The organism is Xanthobacter pollutisoli, from assembly GCF_040044995.1.
In the GTDB taxonomy this organism is placed as follows: Bacteria; Pseudomonadota; Alphaproteobacteria; order Rhizobiales; family Xanthobacteraceae; genus Xanthobacter.
Map to the genome: position 1 here is coordinate 90,307 of NZ_JBDZDP010000003.1, position 23,927 is coordinate 114,233.

At 69.1% G+C, this 23,927-nt stretch carries 17 protein-coding genes and 1 tRNA gene; 13 read left to right on the plus strand and 5 right to left on the minus strand.

Annotation, left to right across the window (positions count from 1 at the left end):
* Positions 1-61 precede the first annotated feature (61 nt).
* Positions 62-1,390 (plus strand): RsmB/NOP family class I SAM-dependent RNA methyltransferase, encoded by a 1,329-nt coding sequence (locus ABLE93_RS09195; protein WP_348839493.1) that lies wholly within the window; start codon positions 62-64, stop codon positions 1,388-1,390.
* Between the two features lie 9 nt (positions 1,391-1,399).
* On the opposite strand, the gene ABLE93_RS09200 is transcribed toward ABLE93_RS09195, so the two are convergent.
* Positions 1,400-3,448, minus strand: coding sequence for a YgiQ family radical SAM protein (locus tag ABLE93_RS09200; protein WP_348839494.1), 2,049 nt, complete (start codon positions 3,446-3,448; stop codon positions 1,400-1,402).
* Positions 3,449-3,752: 304 nt separating this feature from the next.
* Between ABLE93_RS09200 and ABLE93_RS09205 the strand changes: the two genes are divergently transcribed.
* Together ABLE93_RS09205 and ABLE93_RS09210 are read left to right on the plus strand one after the other, a co-directional pair.
* Positions 3,753-4,457, plus strand: a complete 705-nt coding sequence (locus ABLE93_RS09205) for an SDR family NAD(P)-dependent oxidoreductase (protein ID WP_348839495.1) — start codon at positions 3,753-3,755, stop codon at positions 4,455-4,457.
* A gap of 346 nt (positions 4,458-4,803) precedes the next feature.
* Positions 4,804-5,346 (plus strand): 2,4'-dihydroxyacetophenone dioxygenase family protein, encoded by a 543-nt coding sequence (locus ABLE93_RS09210; RefSeq protein WP_348839496.1) that lies wholly within the window; start codon positions 4,804-4,806, stop codon positions 5,344-5,346.
* A 15-nt stretch (positions 5,347-5,361) separates the two neighbouring features.
* Here the strand turns inward: ABLE93_RS09210 and ABLE93_RS09215 are convergent, their stop codons facing one another.
* The 3 genes from ABLE93_RS09215 to ABLE93_RS09225 are packed head-to-tail and all read right to left on the minus strand — an operon-like array spanning position 5,362 to position 8,282.
* A complete protein-coding gene (locus ABLE93_RS09215) occupies positions 5,362-6,561 on the minus strand; it encodes a radical SAM protein (protein WP_348839497.1) in 1,200 nt (399 codons plus the stop codon).
* Complete coding sequence (locus ABLE93_RS09220; protein WP_348839498.1) at positions 6,452-7,327, minus strand: glycosyltransferase family 25 protein; 876 nt, start codon at positions 7,325-7,327, stop codon at positions 6,452-6,454. Before ABLE93_RS09220 ends, ABLE93_RS09215 begins: the two co-directional genes overlap by 110 nt.
* 46 nt (positions 7,328-7,373) lie before the next feature.
* On the minus strand, positions 7,374-8,282 hold the full coding sequence (locus ABLE93_RS09225) for a glycosyltransferase family 25 protein (protein ID WP_348839499.1): 909 nt from the start codon (positions 8,280-8,282) through the stop codon (positions 7,374-7,376).
* A 550-nt stretch (positions 8,283-8,832) separates the two neighbouring features.
* On the opposite strand from ABLE93_RS09225, the gene ABLE93_RS09230 reads away from it, so the two are divergent.
* From ABLE93_RS09230 to ABLE93_RS09250, 5 genes are all read left to right on the plus strand, one after another.
* Positions 8,833-12,828, plus strand: a complete 3,996-nt coding sequence (locus tag ABLE93_RS09230) for a Pls/PosA family non-ribosomal peptide synthetase (protein WP_348839500.1) — start codon at positions 8,833-8,835, stop codon at positions 12,826-12,828.
* Between the two features lie 39 nt (positions 12,829-12,867).
* The gene (locus ABLE93_RS09235) at positions 12,868-14,340 is read left to right on the plus strand and encodes a basic amino acid/polyamine antiporter (RefSeq protein ID WP_348839501.1); all 1,473 of its coding nucleotides are present in this window, start codon (positions 12,868-12,870) and stop codon (positions 14,338-14,340) included.
* 167 nt (positions 14,341-14,507) lie between these two features.
* The gene (locus ABLE93_RS09240) at positions 14,508-16,613 is read left to right on the plus strand and encodes an ATP-binding protein (protein WP_348839502.1); all 2,106 of its coding nucleotides are present in this window, start codon (positions 14,508-14,510) and stop codon (positions 16,611-16,613) included.
* Positions 16,610-17,311, plus strand: a complete 702-nt coding sequence (locus tag ABLE93_RS09245; protein ID WP_348839503.1) for a response regulator transcription factor — start codon at positions 16,610-16,612, stop codon at positions 17,309-17,311. The genes ABLE93_RS09240 and ABLE93_RS09245 overlap by 4 nt, the downstream gene beginning before the upstream one ends.
* A 174-nt stretch (positions 17,312-17,485) precedes the next feature.
* A complete protein-coding gene (locus ABLE93_RS09250) occupies positions 17,486-17,884 on the plus strand; it encodes a hypothetical protein (protein WP_348839504.1) in 399 nt (132 codons plus the stop codon).
* A 61-nt stretch (positions 17,885-17,945) separates the two neighbouring features.
* On the opposite strand, the gene ABLE93_RS09255 is transcribed toward ABLE93_RS09250, so the two are convergent.
* Positions 17,946-18,021: transfer RNA gene (locus ABLE93_RS09255), tRNA-Phe, on the minus strand.
* A gap of 536 nt (positions 18,022-18,557) precedes the next feature.
* On the opposite strand from ABLE93_RS09255, the gene ABLE93_RS09260 reads away from it, so the two are divergent.
* The 5 genes from ABLE93_RS09260 to glnT all read left to right on the plus strand — a co-directional run bounded on the left by ABLE93_RS09260 (position 18,558) and on the right by glnT (position 23,899).
* Positions 18,558-19,232, plus strand: a complete 675-nt coding sequence (locus tag ABLE93_RS09260) for a helix-turn-helix domain-containing protein (protein ID WP_348839505.1) — start codon at positions 18,558-18,560, stop codon at positions 19,230-19,232.
* Between the two features lie 139 nt (positions 19,233-19,371).
* Positions 19,372-20,268, plus strand: coding sequence for a class II glutamine amidotransferase (locus ABLE93_RS09265; protein WP_348839506.1), 897 nt, complete (start codon positions 19,372-19,374; stop codon positions 20,266-20,268).
* A 9-nt stretch (positions 20,269-20,277) separates the two neighbouring features.
* Positions 20,278-20,979: a protein glxC gene (locus ABLE93_RS09270; RefSeq protein WP_348839793.1), complete on the plus strand. Its 702-nt coding sequence runs from the start codon at positions 20,278-20,280 to the stop codon at positions 20,977-20,979.
* Between the two features lie 148 nt (positions 20,980-21,127).
* Complete coding sequence (locus ABLE93_RS09275; RefSeq protein ID WP_348839507.1) at positions 21,128-22,465, plus strand: FMN-binding glutamate synthase family protein; 1,338 nt, start codon at positions 21,128-21,130, stop codon at positions 22,463-22,465.
* 78 nt (positions 22,466-22,543) lie between these two features.
* On the plus strand, positions 22,544-23,899 hold the full coding sequence (gene glnT / locus ABLE93_RS09280; protein WP_348839508.1) for a type III glutamate--ammonia ligase: 1,356 nt from the start codon (positions 22,544-22,546) through the stop codon (positions 23,897-23,899).
* Positions 23,900-23,927: the final 28 nt, after the last annotated feature.

Genomic DNA, 23,927 nt, shown 5'->3' on the forward strand with positions numbered 1-23,927 from the left:
CGATGGCCAAGGGCGGCGGCGTCCATTATGGTGCCGCGCCCTATAGCCCGATCCCCGCGCCGTGACTCCCGCCGCCCGTATCCAAGCCATTCTCGAACTCCTCGACGAAGTCGACAGCGTCGCGCGGCCCGCCGATGCGGTGGTCTCGGCCTGGTTCCGCGCCCACCGCGCCATGAGCGATAGGGACCGGGGCTATGTCTCCGATCAGTTCTATGGCCTGCTGCGGCATCACGCGCGGCTCGGCTGGTGGCTGGCGAAGCACGGGCGGCCGGACGTGCCGCGCAATCGCCTTCTGGCCTGGCTCGTCCTCGATGGCCGCAGGACTCCCGACCAGATCCAGGCCCTGTTCACCGGCGCCCGGTTTGCGCCCGCTCCCCTCAGGGATCATGAACGCGCCCTGCTGGTAAAGCTCCAGGGCTCCACCCTCGATCATCCGGCCATGCCGGACGACGTGCGGCTCGAATGCCCCTCCTGGGCGGCCGGGCCTCTGCACCAACGCTTCGATGATGCCTTCGGGCGCGAGATGGCGGCCATGCTGACGCCGCCGCCCCTCGATCTGCGCGTCAATCCCCTCAAGGCGGAACGCGAGCGGGTGCTGAACGCCCTGCGCAACCTGGGCCTGAAGGCCGAGGCGTGCCGCATGGCGCCCTTCGGTATCCGCGTGCGCGAGCGCCCGGCCCTCGCCGGTCTGCCGATGCTGAAGAGCGGCGAGGTGGAGATCCAGGACGAGGGCTCGCAGCTTGTCGCCCTGCTGGTGGACGCGCGGCCCGGCGAGCGGGTGGTGGATTTCTGCGCCGGTGCCGGAGGCAAGACGCTCGCCATCGCGGCGCAGATGCAGAACAAGGGCCACGTCATCGCCTGCGACGTGCTGGAAGGCCGCCTGAAGCGCGCCGCCGAGCGGTTCAGGCGGGCCGGCCTGCACAATATCGAGACACGGCCGCTGGCGAGCGAGACCGACCGCTGGGTGAAGCGCCACAAGTTCGGCTTCGACCGGGTGCTGGTGGATGCGCCGTGCAGCGGCACCGGCACCTGGCGGCGCAATCCCGATGCGCGCTGGCGCACGCTAGGCCCCGGCCTCGATGCCATTTTGCCGCTTCAGGCCAGCATCCTCGCCAGCGCGGCGCGTCTGGTGAAGCCGGGCGGGCGGCTGGTCTACGCCACCTGTTCCCTGCTGGCGGAAGAGAATGAGGCCCAGGTAGAGGCCTTCCTTGCCGCCACCCCCGCCTTCCGCGCAGTGCCGCTCGGGGAGGCGGCACCGCAGCTCGCCGGCGTGACGCCGTCCGACTTCCTGTCCCTGACCCCCGCCCGCCACGACACGGACGGCTTCTTCGCCGCGGTGCTCCAGCGCGCACCGGCGCCGTCGACGGCGCCGGTCGGACAGGACGGCTAGGCGCAATCCTCATCGGTTGGGCAGGCGGACACCCTTGGTGGTGAAGCGCTGCGCCGGTCCCTGGCGCCGCACGGGGCGGGGCGTTCCCGCCGCCTTGCCGGTGCCCGGCGGCTGGTGGGCCGGCACAAGCTGGTCGGGGCGCGGACCGATCAGGTCGGCCCGTCCCATGGCCTTCAGCGCCTCGCGCAGCAGCGGCCAGTTGTCGGGGTCGTGGTAGCGCAGGAACGCCTTGTGCAGCCGACGCTGGCGCAGCCCCGTGACGGTCGCGACCCGGTCGCTGCCGCCCCGCCGCACGGCGCGCAGCGGGTTGACGCCGGTGTGGTACATGGCCGTCGCGGTGGCCATGGGCGAGGGCAGGAAGGTCTGCACCTGGTCGGCGCGATAGCGGTTCTTCTTGAGCCAGAGCGCGAGGTTCATCATGTCCTCGTCGGTCGTGCCCGGATGGGCGGCGATGAAATACGGGATCAGATAGTATTTCTTGCCGGCCTGCTTCACCGCGGCGTCGAACATCTCCTTGAAGCGGTCATAGGTGCCGATGCCCGGCTTCATCATCTTGTCGAGGGGGCCGCGCTCGGTGTGCTCGGGCGCGATCTTCAGGTAGCCGCCCACATGGTGGGTCACCAGCTCCTTCACATATTCCGGGCTCTCCACCGCAAGGTCGTAGCGCACGCCGGAGGCCACCATCACCTTCTTCACCCCCTCCACCTCCCGCACCTTGCGATAGAGGCGGATGAGATCGTCATGGGAAGTGTTGAGGTTGGGGCAGATGCCGGGAAAGACGCAGGACGGGCGCCGGCAGGCCGCCTCGATCTTCGGGTCCTTGCAGGCCATGCGATACATGTTGGCGGTGGGGCCGCCGATGTCCGAGATGACGCCGGTGAAGCCGGGCGTCTTGTCCCGGATCAGCTCGATCTCGCGCAGGATCGAGGCTTCCGAGCGGTTCTGGATGATGCGGCCCTCGTGCTCGGTGATGGAGCAGAAGGTGCAGCCGCCGAAGCAGCCGCGCATGATCGTGACCGAGAATTTGATCATGTCCCACGCCGGGATCTTCGCATCGCCGTAGCTTGGATGCGGCGCGCGGGCGTAGGGCAGGTCGTACACCGCGTCCATCTCCTCGCTGGTGAGCGGGATGGGTGGCGGGTTCAGCCACAGGTCGCGATCGCCATGGCGCTGCACGAGGGGGCGCGCGTTGCCGGGGTTGCTCTCCCGGTGGAGCACGCGGGAGGCGCGGGCATAGGCCTCCTTGTCCACCTCCACCTGCTCGCAGGAGGGCAGGCGGATCACCACGTCGCCGGGGTGGCGGGCGGCGCCCTCGTCGGAGGCGTCGAGGTCGTCGGCGGGAAGCTCGGTGTAGTGCTCCGGCACGCGGCGGAACAAGGCGACGCCGCGCACGTCATCGATCTCGCGCGGGGCCTCGCCGGCGGCGATGCGGTTCGCCACCTCCACCACGGCGCGCTCGGCGTTGCCGTAGATCAGCAGGTCCGCCTTGGCGTCCGCGAGGATCGAGCGGCGCACCTTGTCCGACCAATAATCGTAATGGGCGATCCGGCGCAGCGAGGCCTCGATGCCGCCGAGGATGATCGGGACGTCCTTGAACGCCTCGCGGCAGCGCTGCGTATAGACGATGGTGCAGCGGTCCGGCCGCTTCCCGCCCTCGCCACCGGCGGTATAGGCATCGTCGTGGCGCAGGCGGCGGTCGGCGGTGTAGCGGTTCACCATGGAATCGAGGTTGCCGCCGGTCACGCCGAAGAACAGCCGCGGCTTGCCCAGCGCCTTGAACGGCTCCGCCGACTGCCAGTCGGGCTGGGAGATGATGCCGACGCGAAAGCCCTGCGCCTCCAGCAGGCGGCCGATGATGGCCATGCCGAAGCTCGGATGGTCCACATAGGCATCGCCCGTCACCAGCACGATATCGCATTGATCCCAGCCCAGCGCCGCCATCTCGGCGCGGCTCATGGGCAGGAAGGGCGCAGCCGGGCGCGGCGCCGGCCGCCCGGCGAGGGCACGGCTGGGGGCTTGGGAATTCAACGGGTTTTCGGGGCAGACCTGGGTGTCCATGGGTGACGCATAGGGCGCTCCCGCCGCGAATTCAACCGATCCCCGTCGCGACGGCGGACACATTCCCGCGTCCGGAGCGGTCACGCCCACGCTTGAATCTGCCACTGTCCAGGCCCCCGCCCGGTGGATCGCGCGTCCCCCATCCGCGCGCCAGACCGCGCCATGGCGATGGCGAAGCGAGGCCATGTGCTGGAGAATGGCGCCGTGACCCTTTCGGGCGCGGCGCCGAGCAGCTTGCCCCTGCCCCCTTCAGTGGCCGGCAAAAGGGCGCCGTCGCCCGGACAAGAAATGTGCGGAGACACCCATGGGCAGTAAAGAGCGCGCCGCCATCGTGACCGGCGGCGGCACAGGGATCGGGCGCGCCGTCGCCGAGCATCTGGCGGGCGAGGGCTACGACGTGATCGCGGTGGGGCGGGACAAGGACGAGGACCTTGATCCCAAGGTGACGTTTCAGCCTCTCGACGTGACCGACCGCGCCGGCGTGGAGGCCCTGGCCGGCGGGGTGCCGAAGCTCGCGGCGCTGGTCAATTGCGCCGGCATCATTCTGCACGACCAGCAGGAGCTGACGCCGGACGGCTTCGCCAAGGTCATCGACGTGAACCTCAATGCATCGAACCTCATGACCCTGGTGTTCCGCCCTGCCCTCGCGGCCGGTGGCGGCGCGGTGGTGAACACCGCCTCCATGTGGAGCTATTTCGGCTCCGGGCGGAACCCGGCCTATGCCGCGAGCAAGGGTGCGGTGCTCCAGCTCACGCGCTCCCATGCGGTGGCCTTCGCCGGCGAGGGCATCCGGGTGAATGCGGTGGCTCCGGGCTGGATCGAGACGCGGCTCGCTGCCGGCGCGCTCAACAATCCCGAGCGGGCGCCCGCCATCATGGCGCGCATTCCCTTGCAGCGCTGGGGCAAGCCGCAGGACGTGGCCGGGGTGGTCGCCTTCCTGCTGTCGCCGGCGGCCGCCTACGTCACGGGGGCGATCATTGCGGTGGACGGCGGCTACGCCATCGCATGATGCGTGGGGCTCTGATCGCCGCCATCGGGACCAAATCCTTTGGCGCGGCCTCGGCAGCGCCTTGGCCGATGCCTGAAGCACGCGTCGCGCGTCGGCGTGGCTCTCCGGTCCAGCAACCGCATTCGGACGGCTGTCGAGTCCGCTCTCCCCCACAGGGAGAGGGCGTTGAGCGCGGATTGGACCGCGCGGCCGGCGGGGGGACGGGGTGCGCCGAAAGCGCCCCCGCCTCTATGATGCCGACAGCCGGATCGCGCCGCCCATCCGGTGCCCATCGCCGGGGTGCGGCGGCCCAAAGCCAAAAGGCTGCCCTGCCACGACGCGGGGCGCCACCAACGGGAGGATAGACATGACGACAGCCGAGCCGCGCGCGCCCCAGAGCCTCGACGAGCGCTGGCAGCCCTACCGCAAGCCCCAGCCCGCCGAGTCCAACCCGGAACTGGTGATCGCCTCCGCCGTGCCGGAGGACGAGCGGGTGTGGGTGCCCATCGAGGAGAATGTGTGGTTCCGCCCGCTCCTGCTGTCGGCCTCCTCGGGCTATTGGATGAGCGTCTTGAAGGTGCGCCGCGCCGGCGTGCTGTCGCGCCACCGCCATCCCCAGCCGGTGCACGGCTATGTCATCAAGGGCTCATGGCGCTATCTGGAGCACGACTGGGTGGCGCGCGAGGGCGGCTATGTCTACGAGGCGCCGGGCGAGACCCATACGCTGGTGGTGGATCCGGACGTGGAGGAGATGATCACCCTCTTCCAGGTCAACGGGACCATGATCTACGTGGACCCCGACGGCAACGTCACCGGCTATGACGACGTCTTCACGCGCATCGACAAATGCCGCGCCTATTATGCCTCCACCGGCCTCGGCGCCGGCTATGTGGACCAACTCATCCGCTGAGGCGCGTGGCGAGGCTCAGCTGCCCACCCGCAGGCGTCCGCCGAACCGCGCGATGGCCTGGAGGCCGGCTACCAGCCGCGAGGTGGAGTCCGCCGGCGCCACCGGCAGCGCATTGTGCTGATGGTCCAGCATCTTCTGGCGGCCCTCGACCGTGCTGCTCTCGCGCCGCACGCTGTGGCTGATGCCGCAGAATTGGTTGCAGCCGCGCATGCTGGCGCGGATCTTCTCCGCCGACCGCCAGAACCGGCTGAGATCCCCCGGCTGCTCCAAATTCATGCCCGGAAAGGCCGGCGAGAAGCACAGCCGCGCCATGCCGTAGTGGTTCACCATAATGTTGCGGTCGTAGGAATTGCAGATATGGGCCTCCGTCGCGCCGTCCGAGGCCCAGCCCCGCGCCCGGTCGCCCACGCGGTTGAGCGAGCGGAAATACATGCCCACCTGCTCCACCCACAGCGGGTTGAAGCCGAGGCCGAATTTCGCATCGCACCGCTTCAGGATCGCGGTGAGCGCGTCGGGATCGACTTCGCCCTGCGCGGCGAAGAAGGGGTCCGTCTCCCCGGCCTGGCCGAAGCTCGGCTGAAGGAAGTTCAGCTTCAGCTTGTCGGCGCCGATGTCGTTCAGCACCAGGTCGTAGAAGGCCTCGATGGAGCGGTAGTTGCTGCCGAACACCAGCCCCATCACATAGATGCGGGTCGAGCCGCCGACCCGCGCGCGGGCCTCCACCAGCAGCCGCAGGGCGCGCACCGCCTTGTCGAATGCGCCTTTCACGCCGCGCGTCTCGTCGTGCTGGGCCGGGTCCGGGCTGTTGAGGGAGATGGAAATCTCGTGCGGTCCCTCGCGGATCATCCGCTCGGCGAGGGCGGCATCGCGGATGCGCGTGCCGTTGACCACCGACACCGCCTTGATGCCGTTGCGGCGGCTGGCGCCGGCGAGGGCGAAATAATCCTCAAGGTCGAGCATGGGCTCGCCGCCGCAGATCACCACCGTGCCATCGGCATTGAGCGACGCGAACTCGCCGATGAGCTCGGCGCGGCGGGCGACCGAGATGTAGTTCGCCTTGTCGGCGTCGTCGCGCTGCCAGAAATCGCAATGCTGGCACTTGAGGTTACAGCGCTTGTTCACCTCGAGGAACAGGAAGCGGGGCGGCAGGAGCGGGGACGCCGGGGCCGGCGAACGGGATTTCCCGCCAAGCGCGGCGCGTGACGAAACGCTCATGGGCAAATCCCTTCATCCGTTTCAGCTTGTGTCCCCAGCGCGCGATTTCCCGCCACAGCTTCTGCGAGACCGGCCGCTTCACCTTGACCCGGCGCTGCGGCACTGCCTGTTCCAGAAGGTCGAGCCGGGCGCGGCGCGGACCCTCCAGGTCCGAGCGCGCGAACGACGCGTCCTTCACGCCCGCGACCAGCTCAGCCTGCACGCACAATGCGGGCCTGAGCTGGAAGGCGGCGGGGGGATAGAAGCACGCATCCGCCGCCCCGAACAGCACATGGTCGACCGGCTGGGTGAAAACCGCAAGGTCCCGCGCGGCCGCTTCGGCGAAGGCGCGCGTCACCACATAGGCCGCCGCGCCATAATGGGTGGAATGAAGCTGGTGGAGCCGGAAGCCACGCGTGCGGCATCTGCGGCCAGGCCCGAGCCTCGTGCGCATGAAGCGGGTTTCCAGCCGCAGCGCACCGACGTCGTCCGGGAAATTGCCGGCCTCGTCGAGAAACGGCTTCAGTCCCGGCGCGAGGATGACGTCGTCCTCCAGGATCAGGCAGCGGGCGTGATCGGTTTCGAGAAAGCGCAGCCAGGCCTTGCGGTGGCTGAGGGCGCACGCCTGCTCCACCGCGGTGAGGGTTTCGGCGACGGGCGCGAGGTCGGCGCGGCTTCCGTCGACGGCGTCGATGCGCTCGAACGGCAAAGCGAGCCGGTCGAGCTGGGTCGACATGAACGCCAGCCGGTCGGGGCGGCTCTCGAGATTGATGAGCAGCGTCAGCATCGCACCCCGGGCCTCGTCCCCCTCTCGATCTCGGACGCGCGGGATTTCATGGACGCTGTGCGTCGCGCCCCCGCGCGCCGGGGCCCTGCCCCGCACCGTCCGGCTCCACCCGTGACCCGGAAAGCATGGTCAGGGCCGAGGGCAGCACCGCGCCGGCAAACGGCACGTCGTACCAGAAACTGGGGCGCGTTGGAAAATCCCACGCCCGCCCGGCAAAGGCCCGGATGCGCCGCACCCAGCGGCCGACTTCCCTGACGCATTTCTCGGCGAATGTGCGCTTGGGCTTGGGATTGAGGCGGGAGGCGATGGCGAAGCGGACCTCCCGCGCCGGCTGGAGGTTCGAGACGCCGATGGCGGCGTCCCGCGTCGGCTCGTGCAAGTTCGCCTGGATGCACAGAGCCGGCCGGAGCTGGAAGAAGCGGCTGGGATAGAAGCCCGGCCAGTCAGGGTCGAACAGCACGTAGTCCAGCGGCGCGTCGAACCGGATAAGATCGCGCACCGCCCGCGCCGCAAAGGCGCGCGTGAGGATGTAGGCGCCGCAGCCGGTGTGGACGGAATGGACGCGGTGCGCCTCGTAGCCGGCGAGCGGGCTCGCCAGCGGCGGCCCCAGGCGGGTCCGCACCAGCTGAGTTTCCAGCCGCAGGATGTCGCCATCGTGGGGAATGCCGGCGAATCCCGCAAGGAAGGCCGGCAACAGGGGCGAGAGGATCACGTCATCCTCGAGGACGAGGCAGTGGGGCGCGCCGGACGCGAGGAACCGCTCCCAGGCAAGGCGATGGCTGAAGGCGCAGGCGCGCTCGGCGCCGCTGAAGCCGGGCGTGGCGGGCTCGACGCCGGCCTCCGTCCCGTCGATGGCCTCCAGCCGCTGGAAGGCGATCCCCAGATCGTCGAGCTGACGGCGCATGAAAGCGAGGCGATCCGGCCGTCGCTCCAGATTGACCAGCTGGACCAGCATCCGCCCTTAGACCCTCGCCGCCGCGATCCCCTGGCCCGCTCATTTTACCAAAGTAGGGTAAAATGCAATCTGCCCCAAGGTAAGGTCTACTTGGCCACGGGTTGGCGGGGGAAGCGGCGGTCGGCCCAGACGCGCGCTGCGAGGGGCGGCCTGGCCTCTGGCTGGGGAAATGGTCGCCGATCTGCGCGCGATGCCGGGCCGCAGATCCTTTATCCCCGCGCATGGAGCTGCTGCGCGTGCGCCGGCGTGCCCCGCATATGGGCGCCGCTCGGCGGCCAACGAACTGCCTCAGGGCCGGGATCACTCGGCCCCCGCAGGCGAGGATCTCCGCAACCTGAGACAGTCCGCTCGCAAACTTAAAGCAGCAGCGTGCCGATCGAAAATAAGATCCAGTCCCCCAACTTTCAAGATGAAAGATTACGTAACAATACATGCGCTTCTAGAACTCAAATAGAACGCCATTTTTATATTGCAGAGATCAATCGCATCCTGCATGTGTGGCGAGTAATGGCGAGTCTGCCGTGGCTCGGCGCAACGGGGGGTTGGGTCCATGAACATTTCGGCCGCGGCCCCGCGTTCGGGGGCGCTCCTTGGCCTGAAGTTCGAGTCGCTGATCCGCGACGAGCTGCTGCCGGAGATCTTCACCGAGACGGCGCACCGCGTCCCCGACCGCACCGCCATCATCTTCGGCTCCGAGCGCGTCACCTATGCCGAGCTGAACAGCCGTGCCGATCGCGTCGCCCGCGCCCTGCGGGCAAAGGGTGTGCGGCCGGGCCAGTTCGTCGGCCTGTGGATGTCGCGCTCGCTGGATCTGCACGTCGCCTTGCTCGGCATCATCAAGAGCGGCGCAGCCTACATTCCCTTCGACATGGACGCGCCGCCCGAGCGCATCGGCGAATGCCTGTCCGATTGCGAGGCCGGCTTCGTCATCGTCGACGCGGTGACGAGGGCCAAGCTCGACCGCCCCCTTCCGGCGACGGACGTCGCCTGCCTCGACCTTGTCGCCGAGGGCGGCGACGGCGCCCCCATCGACCTGCGGGCGGACGGAGTGACGTCCGCCGACCCGGCCTATGCCATCTACACCTCGGGCTCCACCGGCAAGCCCAAGGGCATCGTCATCGAGCACCGCAACATCTGCCACTGCCTGCGCGCCACCAACGCGGTCTACGGCATGACGACCGAGGACGTAGTCTTCCAGGGCGCGTCGGTGGCGTTCGACCTGTCGCTGGAAGAGATCTTCATTCCCTATCTGGTCGGCGCGACGCTCTTCGTCGCCTCCTCCCGCGTGCTCGGCGAGGTGGAGAAGCTGCCGGCCATCATGGCCACCCATGGCATCACGGTGCTGGACACCGTGCCGACCCTGCTCGCCATGATGCCGCAGGACGTGCCCTCCCTGCGCATCATCATCCTCGGCGGCGAGGCGTGCCCGCCCTCGGTGAAGCAGCGCTGGTGCCGGCCGGGACGCAAGGTGTTCAACTCCTACGGTCCCACCGAAGCGACCGTCGTGGCGACGGTGGACGAGGTGACGGTGGATGGGCCGGTCACCATCGGCGCGCCCATCCCCAACTACACCTGCTACGTGGTGGACGAGCAGATGCAGCTTCTGGGGCCGGGCGTCGAGGGCGAGCTGCTCATCGGCGGGCCGGGGGTGGCGCGGGGCTATCTCAAGCGGCCGGAACTGACGGCGCAGAAGTTCATTCCCAACCCCTTCGGCGGCACGTCCGACCCGGTGCTCTACCGCTCCGGGGACGCGGTGAGCCTGACCGAGGACGACAAGCTGCTGTTCCACGGCCGCATCGACGACCAGGTGAAGCTGCGCGGCTTCCGACTGGAGCTGGGCGAGATCGAGGCGCGCCTCTCCACCCTTCCCGGCATCGCGCAGGCGACGGTGGTGCTGCGCAAGGACGACGGCATCGACCGCCTCGTCGCCTATGTGGTGCTGGACGCGGGCGCGACACTCGACCGGAGCGCCATCCGTGCCGGCCTGAAGGAGACGCTGCCGCCCTACATGATCCCCTCCTTCTACGAGGAGATGGCGAGCCTGCCGCGGCTGACCTCGGGCAAGGCCGACCGCAAGGCACTGAAGGCCCTGCCGCTCAGCGCGCCGGCCGAGGCCGAGGAGCAGGAGGAGCCCGCGACCGCCACCGAGGCGGCGCTGCTCGCCGCCGCCCGGCCGCTGTTTCCCGGCCAGTCCATTCCGTTCGAGGCCGACTTCTTCGCCGATCTCGGCGGCCACTCGCTGCTCGCCGCCACCTTCCTCGCCGCCGTGCGCGAGAACCCGGCGCTGCCCGCCATCACGCTGGAGGACCTCTACAGCCTGAGGACGCTGCGAGCCATCGCCGCCCGGCTCGACGAGCGCGAGAAGGCCAGCGGCCCGCGCCGCCAGCTCGACCTCTCCTTCACCCCGCCGCCGCTGCTGCGCCGCCTCCTGTGCGGCCTCGCGCAGACCGCCTGCATGCCGCTCCTGCTGCTCGCCCTTACCGGCCCGTGGCTCACCATCTTCGTCATGTACGAGCTCATCACGTCGGACGAGGTGATCCACTGGTACGAAGTGGTGGAGCTGATGGGCATCTACATGCTGGTGACCGTCGGCATCGCCCTCGTCGGCATCGTCGGCAAGCGACTCGTGCTGTGGCGCGCGACGCCCGGCCGCTATCCGTTGTGGGGGGTCTATTTCTTCCGCTGGTGGCTGGCCCGCCAGCTGGTGGAATTCACCCACATCGGGCTCATGCAGGGCACCCCGCTCGCCCCCTCCACCATGCGCCTGCTCGGCGCCAAGGTGGGCAAGAGGGTCACCATCAGCGGCCTGCACGCGGGCGCCATCGACCTCATGGAGATTGGCGACGACGTGACCATCGGCGCCAAGACCAGCATCGGCAATGCGGAGGTGATCGGCAACGAGCTCATCATCGGCCGCGTGGTGCTGGAGAAGGACGCCTATATCGGCACGTCGTGCGCCCTCGGCCACGACACGGTGGTGAAGGAGGGCGCCGAGCTGTGCGATCTCTCCGCTCTGCCGCCCGAGACGACCGTGCCGGCCTTCGAGAAGTGGGACGGCTCGCCCGCCCGCAAGGTGGGCATGGTGGACCCCTCCACCTGGCCCGCCTTCGCCCCCGAGCCGTCCGAGCCGGTGAAGGCGGCGCAGTCCTTCTACTACAGCTTCCTCATCTTCCTGATGCCGGCGCTGAGCCTCCTGCCCATCTTCCCGGCCTTCTACGTGTTCGACCATTACGACAACGAGCTGCGCGAGCTCGTCGGCGTCCAATGGTATCTGCCGATCCTCACCTGGCCGACGGCCATGCTGCTGATGTTCGGCACCGTCATCCTGGTCACCGCCATCCGCTGGATCGTCCTGCCCAGCGCGCCGGCCGGCACCTGCTCCATCCACTCCGGCTTCTACATGCGCAAATGGACCGTGGCGCTGGCGGCCGAGGTGATGCTGGAGAGCCTCTCGTCGCTGTTCTCCACCGTCTACATGCGCAGCTGGTATCGCCTGATGGGCGCGAAGATCGGCAAGGAAACGGAGATCGCCACCAACTTCGCCGGCCGCTACGACACCATCGAGATCGGCGAGCGCTGCTTCATCGCCGACGAGGTCGTTCTGGGCGACGAGGACGTGCGGCGCGGCTGGATGACCTCGAAGACAGTGAAGGTGGCCTCGCGCGCCTTCATCGGCAACGACTCCGTCCTGCCCCCCGGCGCCGAGATCCCCGAGGGCGCGCTCATCGGCATCAAGTCCAAGCCGCCGTCGGACGAGCGCATGTTGCCCGGCGAGACGCGCTTCGGCAGCCCGCCCATCCGCCTGCCGGTGCGCCAGCGCTTCGACAGCGCGGACGTGACCCAGACCTTCCGTCCCCCGCTGTGGCGGCGGGTGCTGCGGGCGGTGTTCGAGCTGTTCGCCGCCTCCATGCCGACCATGATGTTCATCACCCTCGGCACGGTGGCCGCCGACTACGTGCTGTTCCCGGCGCTCGACGCCGCCGACGAATGGGGCGAGTTCCTGCCGGTCTTCGTCGCCACCTGCGTCGCCTGCTCCTTCATCCTCGCCGGCGTGGTGCTGGCGGTGAAGTGGCTCGCCATGGGCGTCTACCGCCCGGGCAGCCACGGCCTCTATTCCTGGCGGGCCCTGCGCACGGAAGCCATGACGACGCTCTACTGGGGCACGGCCGGCAAGATCCTGCTCGACGCCTTCCGCGGCACGCCGCTGCTGCCTTGGGCGCTACGCCTGTTCGGCGCGAAGATCGGCAAGGGCGTGTTCATGGACAGTACCGACATCACCGAGTTCGACTGCGTGACCATCGGCGACTATGCCGCCATCAACGCCACCTCGAATCTGCAGACCCACCTCTTCGAGGACCGGGTGATGAAGATCGGCCAGATCGAGGTGGGCAAGGGCGCGTCCATCGGCGCGCTCACCACCGTGCTCTACGACACCAAGGTCGGCGCATATGCCGAGCTCGGGGTGCTCACCATCGTCATGAAGGGCGAGGCGATCCCGGCCCATTCGCGCTGGGCCGGCGCCCCCGCGCAGCCGTTCGCCCACTGACCCGGCGGCGCGCCGCCGCCTGCCGGAGCATCCCCGCCCATGAGCCAGACGTCCCTCGCCCCGGCCGGCGCCAGAGATGCCGGCGAGGCCCCCGCCCGCGCCGGCCTGTCGCTGGCCGCGCTCTCGGGCCTCGTGGTGGGCTCCATGGTGGGCGGCGGTGTCTATTCGCTGCCGGAGGCGTTCGGCGAGGCAACCGGCGTCCTCGGCGCGCTCATCGCCTGGGCCATCGCCGGCACGGGCATGCTCATGCTCGCCCTGGTGTTCCAGACGCTGTCGCGCCGCCGGCCAGACATCGACGCCGGCATCTACGGCTACGCGCAGGCCGGCTTCGGCGCCTATGTGGGCTTCATCGCCGCGCTCAGCTACTGGGCCAGCGCCTTCCTCGGCATCGTCGCGCTGCTCGTGCTCGCCATGTCGACGCTCGGCACCTTCCTGCCGGCTTTCGGCAATGGCAACACGCCGCTCGCGCTGGTGGTCGCCTCGGCCCTTCTGTGGAGCTACCACCTGATGCTGCTGCGCGGGGTGAAGGAAGCCGCCTCGCTCAACACCATCGTCACCGTGGCGAAGCTCGTGCCCTTGGCGGTCTTCCTCGTCATTGTCCTCGCCTCGGCCCGGGCCGACGTCTTCACCGCCAACCTCCTCGGCGGCGAGGGACCCGCCGCCCCTTCGCTGGTGGAGCAGGTACAGCGGACCATGCTGGTGGTGGTGTTCGTCTTCATCGGCATCGAGGGCGCCAGCGTCTATTCGCGGCTCGCCCGCCGCCGGGAGGACGTCGGGCGCGCGACGGTCATCGGCTTCCTCGGCGTGCTCACCCTGTTCGTCCTCGTCACCGTGCTGTCCTACGCCATCCTGCCAAGGGCGGAGCTCGCCGCGCTTCACAATCCGTCGGTGGCGGGTGTGCTGGCGGCCATCGTCGGGCCGCCCGGCCGCCTGTTCGTCAGCATCGGCGTTCTGGTGTCCATCCTCGGCGCGCTCCTCGCCTGGTCGCTGCTGGCGGCGGAGGTGCTGTTCGCCGCGGCGCGGCGGGGCAGCATGCCCCATTTCCTCGCCGCCCAGAATTCCGACGGGGCACCCTCCGCGGCCCTCTGGCTCACCACCCTGTCGATCCAGCTCTTCCTGCTGATGACGCTGGCCTCGAGCTCCGCCTTCCGCTTCTTCGTCGAGCTCACCAGCTCCACCGCGCTCATCCCCTATTTCTTCGTCGCCGCCTTCGGGCTGAAGCTCGCCTGGAGCGGCGCGACCTACGCCGGGGCGGCGACCGAGCGGCGCCGCGACGTGGCAGTGAGCGCGCTCGCCACCCTCTGCGCCGCGGGCATGATCTATGCCGGCGGCATCAAGGTGCCGCTCCTGTCGTCCCTCATCCTGGCGCCGGGCACGATCCTCTTTATCCTCCTGCGGCGCGAGCAGGGCGCCGAGATCTTCACCCCCGTCGAATGGGCACTGGCGGGCGCCGTCGTGCTCGCGGCCGGCATGGCCGTCTGGGCCATCGCCACGGGCGCCATCGCGGTCTGACCCCGCCGCCCCGGCCGCCGGATGACGTCGCCCAAATCCGCGCGATGACGCGAAATCCCCGGCCTGTCCGTCGCCCGCATTCGCGCTCGCGACGCGCGTCGCAATGGACATTTGCGCATTGACTTACCAAAGTACCGGTCGATTCTGCCCCGAAGTGGATGCGCCCCGTGCCGGCTGCCGTCCCTATCGCCCTTGCGTCAGCAACGCCGGCCCGGTGGGCGCGGGCGTCCGCGCGGCTGTTCCGGCTGATCCTCGCGGCACTCGCCTGTGCCCTGATGGCCTGCGCAGTCGGCAAGGCCGATGCCCTCCGGCTGGAGAACGACACCTTCGGCATCCCCGTGGCCGGCCATCTCTCGGTGCTGCGCGACGAGACGGGGACCCTCACCGCGCAGGAGGCGCTGGCCGCCGGCGCGCGCTTCCAGCCGATTCCGGGCAACTTCAACGCGGGCTATTCGGCGAAGGGGGCCTGGTGGCTGCGCCTCACCCTCTCCGCAGGGCCGGGCGCGGGCGGCACCTGGTATCTCGCCATGAACGCGCCCTACACGGACCGCATCGAGTTCTTCGGGCCTGATGGGGAGGCGGGTTCCGGGGGCGGCCTCGTCAGCAAGGTCGCCGGCACCCTCGCGCCCCTCGCCGGGCGTGATCTCATCACCCACACCTCGGTCTTCCGTCTCGACCTCGCACAGGATACGCCGCAGGTGATCCTGCTGCGGCTCTCGGGCAGCCGCTCGCTCAGCGCCAAGCCGGAACTCTGGCGCCTCCCCGCCTTCGTCCAGCACCTCACGCTCAACGTCTTGATGGTTTCGCTTGCCGTCGGCGCTGCGGGCATCAGCGCCATCGGGGCGCTGCTGTTCGGTGCGTGGCTGCGCAATCCGCCGTTTGCCTGGTACGGCGCCTATGTGGGCACCACCGCCCTCGTCTTCCTCGCCAATTCCGGCTTCCTGCTGCTGCTCCTCTCGTCATGGTCGCCGACGACGGTGCTCCGCCTCCAGGGGTTTATCGGCTGCCTGAGCATGATGACCGGCGCGTTCATGATCCGCTCGATCTTCTGCCCGGACGGCCGCCTGCCGCTGGTGCGAAAGGGCCTCACCGCCTACGGCGTCGCCGCCGGGGCGGGAAGCCTTGCCAGCGCCGCCGGCTTCTACGGCGCGGTGGCGCCGTTCCTGATGGCCGGGGTGCTGGTGCTGGCCCTCTTCTTCCCCGTCATCGCTGCGCTCCGGCTGCGGCGCGGGGACGCCGCCTCCATCTGGTATTTCGTGGGCTTTACCAGCTACAGCCTCGCCACCTTCTGGTTCGCCCTCGTCGCCCTGGGCTTTGCGCCGCTCACCCGCTTCATGGAATGGGGGCATCAGTCCATCGGCCTCCTCTACATGGTGGCCATCTTCGCCGGCATCGCCTCCACGCTGCGCGCCGGGGCACGGGAACGGCGCGACCTGCAGGGCCGGCTGCTCGCCGCCTCGCGGCAGAATGCGGCGGAGCTGGAGGCCGCCGTCGCCCAGCGCACGGCGGCGCTCACCGCCGAGATCGCCGCGCGCGAGAAGGCCGAGGCGGCGCTCCACGTGGCCCTGCGCGAACAGCGCAACTTCCTGGTGATGGTGAGCCACGAGTTCCGCACGCCGCTCGCCATCGTGCGCGCCGCCATCGCCAATATCGAGCGCGGCGCCGTGGACATGAGCGAGCGCTTCCAGCGCGAGGCCGGCAAGATCGTGCGGGCGGTCACCCGCCTCTCCAGCCTCATCGACACTTTCCTCGCCGAGGAGTGGATCACCAAGGTGGCCATGCGGATGGAGCTGGCACCGGTGGATCTTCCGGCGCTAGCGGCCGACGTCTGCCGTGAGCTCGGCGCCGAGGCCGATCGCGCCATCACGTGCACCGGCCTTGTCCATGGGCGGGTCGAGGGCGATGCGGTGCTGCTGCGCACCGTGGTGGAAAATCTCGTCGGCAACGCGCTGAAGCACGCCGACGGCCCGGTGCAGGTGGAGGTGCGGGCGCAGACCGAGGGCATGACCCTCAGCGTTACGGATACGGGGGCGGGCATCCCGCTTGACGAGCAGTCCGCCATATTCGAGCGCTACTACCGCTCGCCGACCGGGAGCGGGCGGCCGGGAGCCGGAGTCGGCCTGCATATCGTGAAGCAGGTGGTGAACCTGCACCATGGCCGGATCACGCTGGAAAGCGCCCGCGGCGCAGGAAGCACCTTCTCCGTGTGGCTCCCCGCCACCCAGCCGCCGGCGGCCGTGCCCCCTCGCCTCGCGCAGGAGGCGGCGCAATGAGCATCCGCGTTCTGCTGGTGGAAGACGACCACGACCTGAGCGACAGCCTGCAAGGCTGCCTCGCCGATGCCGGCTTCCTGGTGCGCATCATCCCAAGCGCCCAGACGCTGGCGGAGGAGCTCGCCCACCACACCCCGGACATCGTCGTCATGGACATCAACCTGCCGGGGGCCAGCGGTTTCGAGGCGGCAGCACAGGTGCGCGAGATGCCGCGCACCGGCCTCATCATGCTCACCGGCCGCGCCATGCGCAATGATCGCCTGCAGGGCCTCGCCTGCGGCGCCGACCATTATCTCGTGAAGCCGGCGGAGCCGCTGGAGCTGGAGATGGTCATCCGTAACCTCTTCCGCCGCCTGCGCGAGCCCGCGGCCGCGGGCGACACCCCTGCCGCGGAGCCCGGCTCCTGGATCCTTGATTCCCGGCGCTGGACCCTGACCGGGCCGGCGGGCGGCAGCATGATCCTCTCCGCCGCGGAGCGGCACCTGCTGGAACCGCTGATGCGCACGCCCGGCGAGCCTGCCTCGCGCGTCGAGCTCGTCTCCTCCCGCGCCGGCCCGTCGGACCTCAGCGCTCGCAGCCTCGACATCCTGGTGTTCCGCCTGCGCCGCAAGGTGGAACGCGAATGCGGCCTCCCCCTGCCGGTACAGTCCGCCCGCGGCGTCGGCTATGTCTTCATCGGCAAGGCTTTGCTGAAGTAGAGGCATGCGCGAAGGGGCCACTTACGCCGGAACCCCGGACGCACACCGAAAAGCCCACTCGTCACCGCCCGGCGCCCCTAGGGAAAGTGAAGTGACGGGAGCTGGCGCAAGTGGCATTTCATTGCCCAGCAGCAGCTTGCTGATGACCTGATCGGTGCGCCCGGAACGAAGCCCATGCCTTATATCGTGCTGATTGCCGTCGCCGGCATCCTGCTCCTGCAATGGACCGGCGCCATTCCGCTGGCGAGCGTCGGCGGCCCCATGGTGATCGCGCTGGCCGTGCTCCTCGGCGCGCTCGCTATCGCCATCCACGAGGCCTGGACGCGCGGCCGCGGGGTGCTCGGCTGGATCGTGAACATCGTCGTCGCCATCCTCGGCGCCATTCTGATCGCCCCCCTCGGCGGCGCGGCGATGGTGCCGCTGCTCCTGCCGTTCATGGACGGGTCGTCGTCCCTCGCCGAAGCCGGCGGCCCCCTCATGTCCATCGCCCTCGCCGGCCAGATGGCCATCGCGCTCCTGGGATCATGGGCAGCACTCTGGCTGGTGAACCGCTGGCGACGACCCGCGCCATGACGTCGGCGACGCCCGCGCTGATTCAGGAGCCGGTCTGCAGGTCTCGATTTTCAGGGAGAAATGGTGCCCAGGGGCGGAATCGAACCACCGACACTGCGATTTTCAGTCGCATGCTCTACCAACTGAGCTACCTGGGCGTCCGGGGCGCGGAGCGCCTGCGGAGCGGCGTGTGTATAGAGAGGAAGTCGCGTCGTGTCCATAGCCCCCTCAGCACCGGCGGGGTGTCCAGGGGCGGCTGTGGACAAGCGGCGCGGGGGTCCCGGGATGCGGACGGGCGCGCGCACCGTCGGGCCCGCTCCGGCCGCACGCCCCGCGCGGTGCCGACGCAGGTCAACGGCGGTGCTTTCCCGGTCGGAAGCTGGCACAATGAGCGATCTTTCCGCTTCATCGATGCCGGTGAGCAGTTTCGACCACAACGGGGCGGCTCCGGTCGGCGGACTTCGGGATCGTCGCGGCGGGCGGACAGACTGGTTGGGGGGTTCCCCGGCTCAGGGACAGGCCGGGATCGGGCCGGGCGGCAAAGCGGGATGCACCCGCCTGCGTCACCGGGCACGAGATGCCCGGCGGGGTAGCCCGGCGGGAACAGCGCCGGCATCGCTCGCAGATTGCGCGGGCGGCGCATTGGGTCGAACGATATTGGATTGGGCGGGATTTTGGTCTGGGGGATTGCGGAATGGGGAGTCGAGTGGCCGAGCGCAAGGCGAAGAGCGGCACGGCGGACGTGCATGAGCTCAGCGAATACAGCACCGGCTCCGGCGCGCCCGCAGCCGCGGCTGTGACGCTGGAGGAGGCGCTCGGCGTGCAGGTGCGCTCCATCCGCCGCCAGCTGGATCTCACCGTGTCGGATCTCGCCGGCGCGGCCGGCATCTCCGTGGGCATGCTCTCCAAGATCGAGAACGGGCAGATCTCGCCCTCCCTCGCCACACTGCAGGCCATTTCCAAGGCGCTCAACGTGCCGCTCACCACCCTGTTCTCCGCCTTCGAGGAGCGACGCGACTGCTCCTTCGTGCGGGCGCACCAGGGCGTCATCATCGAGCGGCGGGGCACCAAGGTCGGCCACCAGTATGAACTTCTGGGCCACGGGCTCGGCGGCGACATCGTGGTGGAGCCCTATCTCATCACCCTGTCTGAAGAGGCCGCGCCCTACACGGGGTTCCGCCATGCCGGCGTCGAGTTCCTGTACATGCTCTCCGGTGAGGTGCTCTACCGCCACGCCGACCGCACCTATCACCTGCGTCCGGGCGATGCGCTGATGTTCGATTCCGGTGCCGCCCACGGCCCCGAGGACCTGCTGAAGACGCCCATGACCTACCTCTCCATCATCGTCTACGGCCGGGACCGCACCTGAGGCGACGCTCCTCCCCGACGCTCGACGAGTTTCCTGATGGGAAAATTATATTCCCAGTTGATTGACGCTCGTCGTCAACCGTCGTACTCCTTGCGGCACGGCCGTTGTGGCGGCCCGACTCCCAGATTGTGACAGGGCCATGTGCGGCATCGTCGGACTCTTCCTGAAGGACCAGAAGCTCGAGGCCGAGCTCGGCTCCCTGCTCGCCTCCATGCTCTGCGTCATGACCGATCGCGGGCCCGACAGCGCGGGCTTCGCGGTCTATGGCGCGGGCGACAAGGACAAGGTGAAGCTCTCTTTGCGCGCCGCGCCGGGCTATGATTTCGCCGGCCTCGCCGCCGGCCTGTCGGTGCCCGCCGGCGGCCTGCCCGCCGTCTCGGTGCGGGGCACCCATGGCGTGATCGAGGTCGCGCCCGAGCGCGAGGGCGCGGTGCGCGCCTTCCTTGCGGCGCGCCATCCCGAGGTGGCGGTGGTGGGCACCGGCAGCCGCATGGAGATCTTCAAGGAAGTTGGCCTGCCCTCGTCCGTGGCCGAGACCTTCGGCCTCGCCACCATGCGCGGCACCCATGGCATCGGCCACACCCGCATGGCCACCGAGAGCGCGGTGACCACCGCCGGCGCCCATCCCTTCTCCACCGGGGCCGACCAGTGCCTCGTGCACAACGGCTCGCTCTCCAATCACAATGCCCTGCGCCGCACGCTGAAGCGCGAGGGCATCGCCATCGAGACCGATAACGACAGCGAGGTGGCCGCCGGCTATCTCACCTGGCGCATGCGGCAGGGCGCGTCTCTGGGCGAGGCGCTGGAGGCGGGGCTCAAGGATCTCGACGGCTTCTTCACCTTCGTCGTCGGCACGGAGAACGGCTTCGGCGTGCTGCGTGATCCCATCGCCTGCAAGCCGGCTGTGATGGCCGAGACCGACCAGTATGTCGCCTTCGGCTCGGAGTACCGGGCTCTGGTTGACCTGCCCGGCATCTCCACCGCCAAGGTATTCGAGCCCGAGCCCGCCACCGTCTACTTCTGGGAGCGCGCTTAAGTGAACGCCATGGCCCCGGACATCACCTTCGACCTCGCCGCCACGCCCCTGCGCGACCTCAATGCGGCGCTGCACGCGGCGAGCGCCGAGGGCAATAACGCCCGCCGCTGGCGGGTGCTCAATCCCAACGGCCGTCACGCCGTCGCAGTGGGCCTCGCCGCCCCCCTCACCGTCGAGATCGAGGGCAACGTCGGCTATTACTGCGCCGGCATGAATGCGGAGGCCTCCGTCATCATCCACGGCAATGCGGGGCAAGGCGTCGCCGAGAACATGATGAGCGGGTTCGTCCATGTGCGCGGCGATGCCAGCCAGTCGGCCGGCGCCACCGCCCATGGCGGGCTGCTGGTGGTGGACGGCAACGCGGCCGCCCGCTGCGGCATCTCCATGAAGGGCGTGGACATCGTGGTGAAGGGCTCGGTGGGCCACATGAGCGCCTTCATGGGGCAGGCCGGCGCGCTCGTCGTGCTGGGCGATGCCGGCGAGGCGCTGGGCGACAGCCTCTACGAGGCGAAGCTCTTCGTGCGCGGCGCGGTGAAGAGCCTCGGCGCGGACTGCATCGAGAAGGAGATGCGGGACGAGCACAAGGCGCTGCTGGCGCAGAAGCTGAAGGCCGCCGGGCTCGAAGGCGCGGTGGATGTCGGCGAGTTCAGGCGCTACGGCTCCGCCCGCAAGCTCTATAATTTCCACGTGGACAATGTGGACGCGTATTGAGCTGGTGCGGGGCGGTCTCCGCCCCGGTGCTGAAGACCCTTTTGCCACTTTGCCCCTTCCCCCGACCCCTCTGCCTCACGGTGAGGGGGACGGTCGCCGGGAGAGGGAGTTCACCGTTCGCAATCCCTGCCGTGCCGGGTGAGGACCCATGACCGCCCACAACAACGTGCCGCGCACCCCGCCGCGCTTCTCCTCGACCTTCGATCCGGCGACGCTGGCGGAGATCCGCCGGGCGGCGGCCACCGGCATCTATGACATCCGCGGCGGCGGCACCAAGCGCAAGCTGCCGCATTTCGACGACCTGCTCTTCCTCGGCGCCTCCATGTCGCGCTACCCGCTGGAGGGCTATCGCGAGAAGTGCGGCACCGAGGTCACGCTGGGCACCCGCTTCGCCAAGAAGCCGATCACCCTGAAGACCCCCGTCACCATCGCCGGCATGAGCTTCGGCGCCCTTTCGGCGCAGGCGAAAGAGGCGCTGGGGCGCGGCGCGTCGCTGGTCGGCACCTCCACCACCACCGGCGACGGCGGCATGACGGCGGAAGAGCGCGGCCAGTCCCAAACCCTCGTCTACCAGTATCTGCCGTCGCGCTACGGCATGAACCCGGTGGACCTGCGCAAGGCCGACGCCATCGAGATCGTCATCGGCCAGGGCGCCAAGCCCGGCGGCGGCGGCATGCTGCTGGGCCAGAAGATCTCCGACCGCGTGGCCGCCATGCGCACCCTGCCGAAGGGCATCGACCAGCGCTCGGCCTGCCGCCATCCCGACTGGACCGGCCCGGATGATCTCGAGATCAAGATCGAGGAGCTGCGCGAGATCACCGACTGGGAGAAGCCCATCTATGTGAAGGTCGGCGCCTCGCGGCCCTATTACGACGTGGCGCTGGCGGTGAAGGCCGGCGCCGACGTGGTGGTGCTCGACGGCATGCAGGGCGGCACCGCGGCGACGCAGGACGTGTTCATCGAGCATGTGGGCATCCCGATCCTCGCCGCCATCCGCCCGGCCGTGCAGGCGCTGCAGGATCTGGGGATGCACCGGCAGGTGCAGCTCATCGTCTCCGGCGGCATCCGCTCGGGCGCGGACGTAGCCAAGGCGCTGGCGCTGGGCGCCGATGCGGTGGCCATCGGTACGGCGGCCTTGGTGGCGCTGGGCGACAACGATCCCCAGTGGGAGGACGAATACCAGAAGCTCGGCACCACAGCCGGCGCCTATGACGACTGGCACGAGGGCCTCGACCCCGCCGGCATCACCACCCAGGATCCGGTGCTCGCCGCTCGACTCGATCCGGTGAAGGCCGGCCGGCGCCTCGCCAACTATCTCTCGGTGATGACGCTGGAGGCGCAGACCATCGCCCGCGCCTGCGGCAAGAGCCACCTGCACAATCTGGAGCCCGAGGATCTCGTGGCGCTGACCGTGGAGGCCGCCGCCATGGCCGGCGTGCCGCTGGCCGGCACCTCGTGGATTCCCGGCAAGATCGGCGGATACTGACCCGAAGGCTTCAAGCCGCGCCGCTCGACCGGCGCGGCTTTTTCAAGAACACCACCTTCCATTTTCCGGGGATTTCGCATGGACCGCTTCCGCACTCCGCTCCGCGAGGCCGAAGGCCGCGCTTCCGCCGCCGCGAAGACCGACCTCGCCAAGGTCGCGAAGGACCGTGGCATCAGCTATTTCCTCATCTCCTACGTGGACCTGTTCGGCGGCCTGAGGGCCAAGCTGGTGCCCGCCGCCGCCATCGGTGCCATGCAGAAGGAGGGCGCGGGCTTCGCCGGATTCGCCACCTGGCTGGACATGACCCCCGCCGACCCGGACCTGTTCGCCGTGCCGGATCCGACGAGCCTCATCCAGCTGCCGTGGAAGCCGGAGATCGGCTGGCTCGCCGCCGATCTCTACATGGACGGCAAGGAAGTGGAGCAGGCGCCGCGCACGGTGCTCAAGCGCCAGCTCGCGGCGGCGGCGGCGGCCGGCTACGAGATGAAGACCGGCGTCGAGTGCGAATACTTCCTCATCACGCCCGACGGCAAGTCCATCTCGGACGCCTCCGACACCGCCGAGAAGCCCTGCTACGACCAGTCCGCTCTCATGCGCCGTTTCGATGTCATCAAGGACATCTGCGACGCCATGCTGAAACTCGGCTGGGGCGCGTACCAGAACGACCATGAGGACGCCAACGGCCAGTTCGAGATGAACTGGAACTACGACAACGCCCTCGTCACGGCGGACCGGCACGTCTTCTTCAAATACATGGTGAAGTCCATCGCCGAGATGCATGGGCTGCGCGCCACCTTCATGCCGAAGCCCTTCATCAACCTCACCGGCTCGGGCTGCCACGCCCATGTGTCGCTGTGGGCCAAGGGCAAGAATGCCTTTGCCGATCCCAAGGGCGAGCTCGGCGTCTCGAAGCTCGGCTACAATTTCATCGGCGGGCTGATCCACAATGCCGAGGCGCTGTGCGCGCTCACCAATCCCACGGTGAATTCCTACAAGCGCATCAACGCCCCGCGCACCCTCTCGGGTGCCACCTGGTCGCCCAACACCGTGACCTACACGGGCAACAACCGCACCCACATGATCCGCATCCCGGACGCCGGGCGCTTTGAATTCCGCCTCGCTGACGGCGCCGCCAATCCCTACCTGCTCCAGGCCGCCGTCGCGGCGGCGGGGCTCGACGGCATCGCCAGCGCGCGCGATCCGGGCAAGCGGCTCGACATCAACATGTACACCGACGGCCACAAGGTGAAGGGCGCCAAGCGCCTGCCCCTCAACCTGCTCGACGCCCTACGCGCCCTCGACAAGTCGAAGGTGCTGCGCGAGCGCCTCGGCGCGCCGCTGGTGGACGGCTATCTCAAGCTGAAGACGGAAGAGTGGAACGCCTATTCCCGCCACCTGACCCAGTGGGAAAAGGACAACACCCTGGACATCTGATCGGCCGCCGCGCGAGGAAAAAGACCGG

Bases quoted from the DNA above. Each gene is read 5' to 3' on its own strand.
- ABLE93_RS09200 (WP_348839494.1), bottom strand. From the start codon at position 3,448: ATGGACACCCAGGTCTGCCCCGAAAACCCGTTGAATTCCCAAGCCCCC.
- ABLE93_RS09205 (WP_348839495.1), top strand. From the start codon at position 3,753: ATGGGCAGTAAAGAGCGCGCCGCCATCGTGACCGGCGGCGGCACAGGG.
- ABLE93_RS09210 (WP_348839496.1), top strand. From the start codon at position 4,804: ATGACGACAGCCGAGCCGCGCGCGCCCCAGAGCCTCGACGAGCGCTGG.
- ABLE93_RS09215 (WP_348839497.1), bottom strand. From the start codon at position 6,561: ATGAGCGTTTCGTCACGCGCCGCGCTTGGCGGGAAATCCCGTTCGCCG.
- ABLE93_RS09220 (WP_348839498.1), bottom strand. From the start codon at position 7,327: ATGCTGACGCTGCTCATCAATCTCGAGAGCCGCCCCGACCGGCTGGCG.
- ABLE93_RS09225 (WP_348839499.1), bottom strand. From the start codon at position 8,282: ATGCTGGTCCAGCTGGTCAATCTGGAGCGACGGCCGGATCGCCTCGCT.
- ABLE93_RS09230 (WP_348839500.1), top strand. From the start codon at position 8,833: ATGAACATTTCGGCCGCGGCCCCGCGTTCGGGGGCGCTCCTTGGCCTG.
- ABLE93_RS09235 (WP_348839501.1), top strand. From the start codon at position 12,868: ATGAGCCAGACGTCCCTCGCCCCGGCCGGCGCCAGAGATGCCGGCGAG.
- ABLE93_RS09245 (WP_348839503.1), top strand. From the start codon at position 16,610: ATGAGCATCCGCGTTCTGCTGGTGGAAGACGACCACGACCTGAGCGAC.
- ABLE93_RS09250 (WP_348839504.1), top strand. From the start codon at position 17,486: ATGCCTTATATCGTGCTGATTGCCGTCGCCGGCATCCTGCTCCTGCAA.
- ABLE93_RS09260 (WP_348839505.1), top strand. From the start codon at position 18,558: ATGGGGAGTCGAGTGGCCGAGCGCAAGGCGAAGAGCGGCACGGCGGAC.
- ABLE93_RS09265 (WP_348839506.1), top strand. From the start codon at position 19,372: ATGTGCGGCATCGTCGGACTCTTCCTGAAGGACCAGAAGCTCGAGGCC.
- ABLE93_RS09270 (WP_348839793.1), top strand. From the start codon at position 20,278: ATGGCCCCGGACATCACCTTCGACCTCGCCGCCACGCCCCTGCGCGAC.
- ABLE93_RS09275 (WP_348839507.1), top strand. From the start codon at position 21,128: ATGACCGCCCACAACAACGTGCCGCGCACCCCGCCGCGCTTCTCCTCG.
- glnT (WP_348839508.1), top strand. From the start codon at position 22,544: ATGGACCGCTTCCGCACTCCGCTCCGCGAGGCCGAAGGCCGCGCTTCC.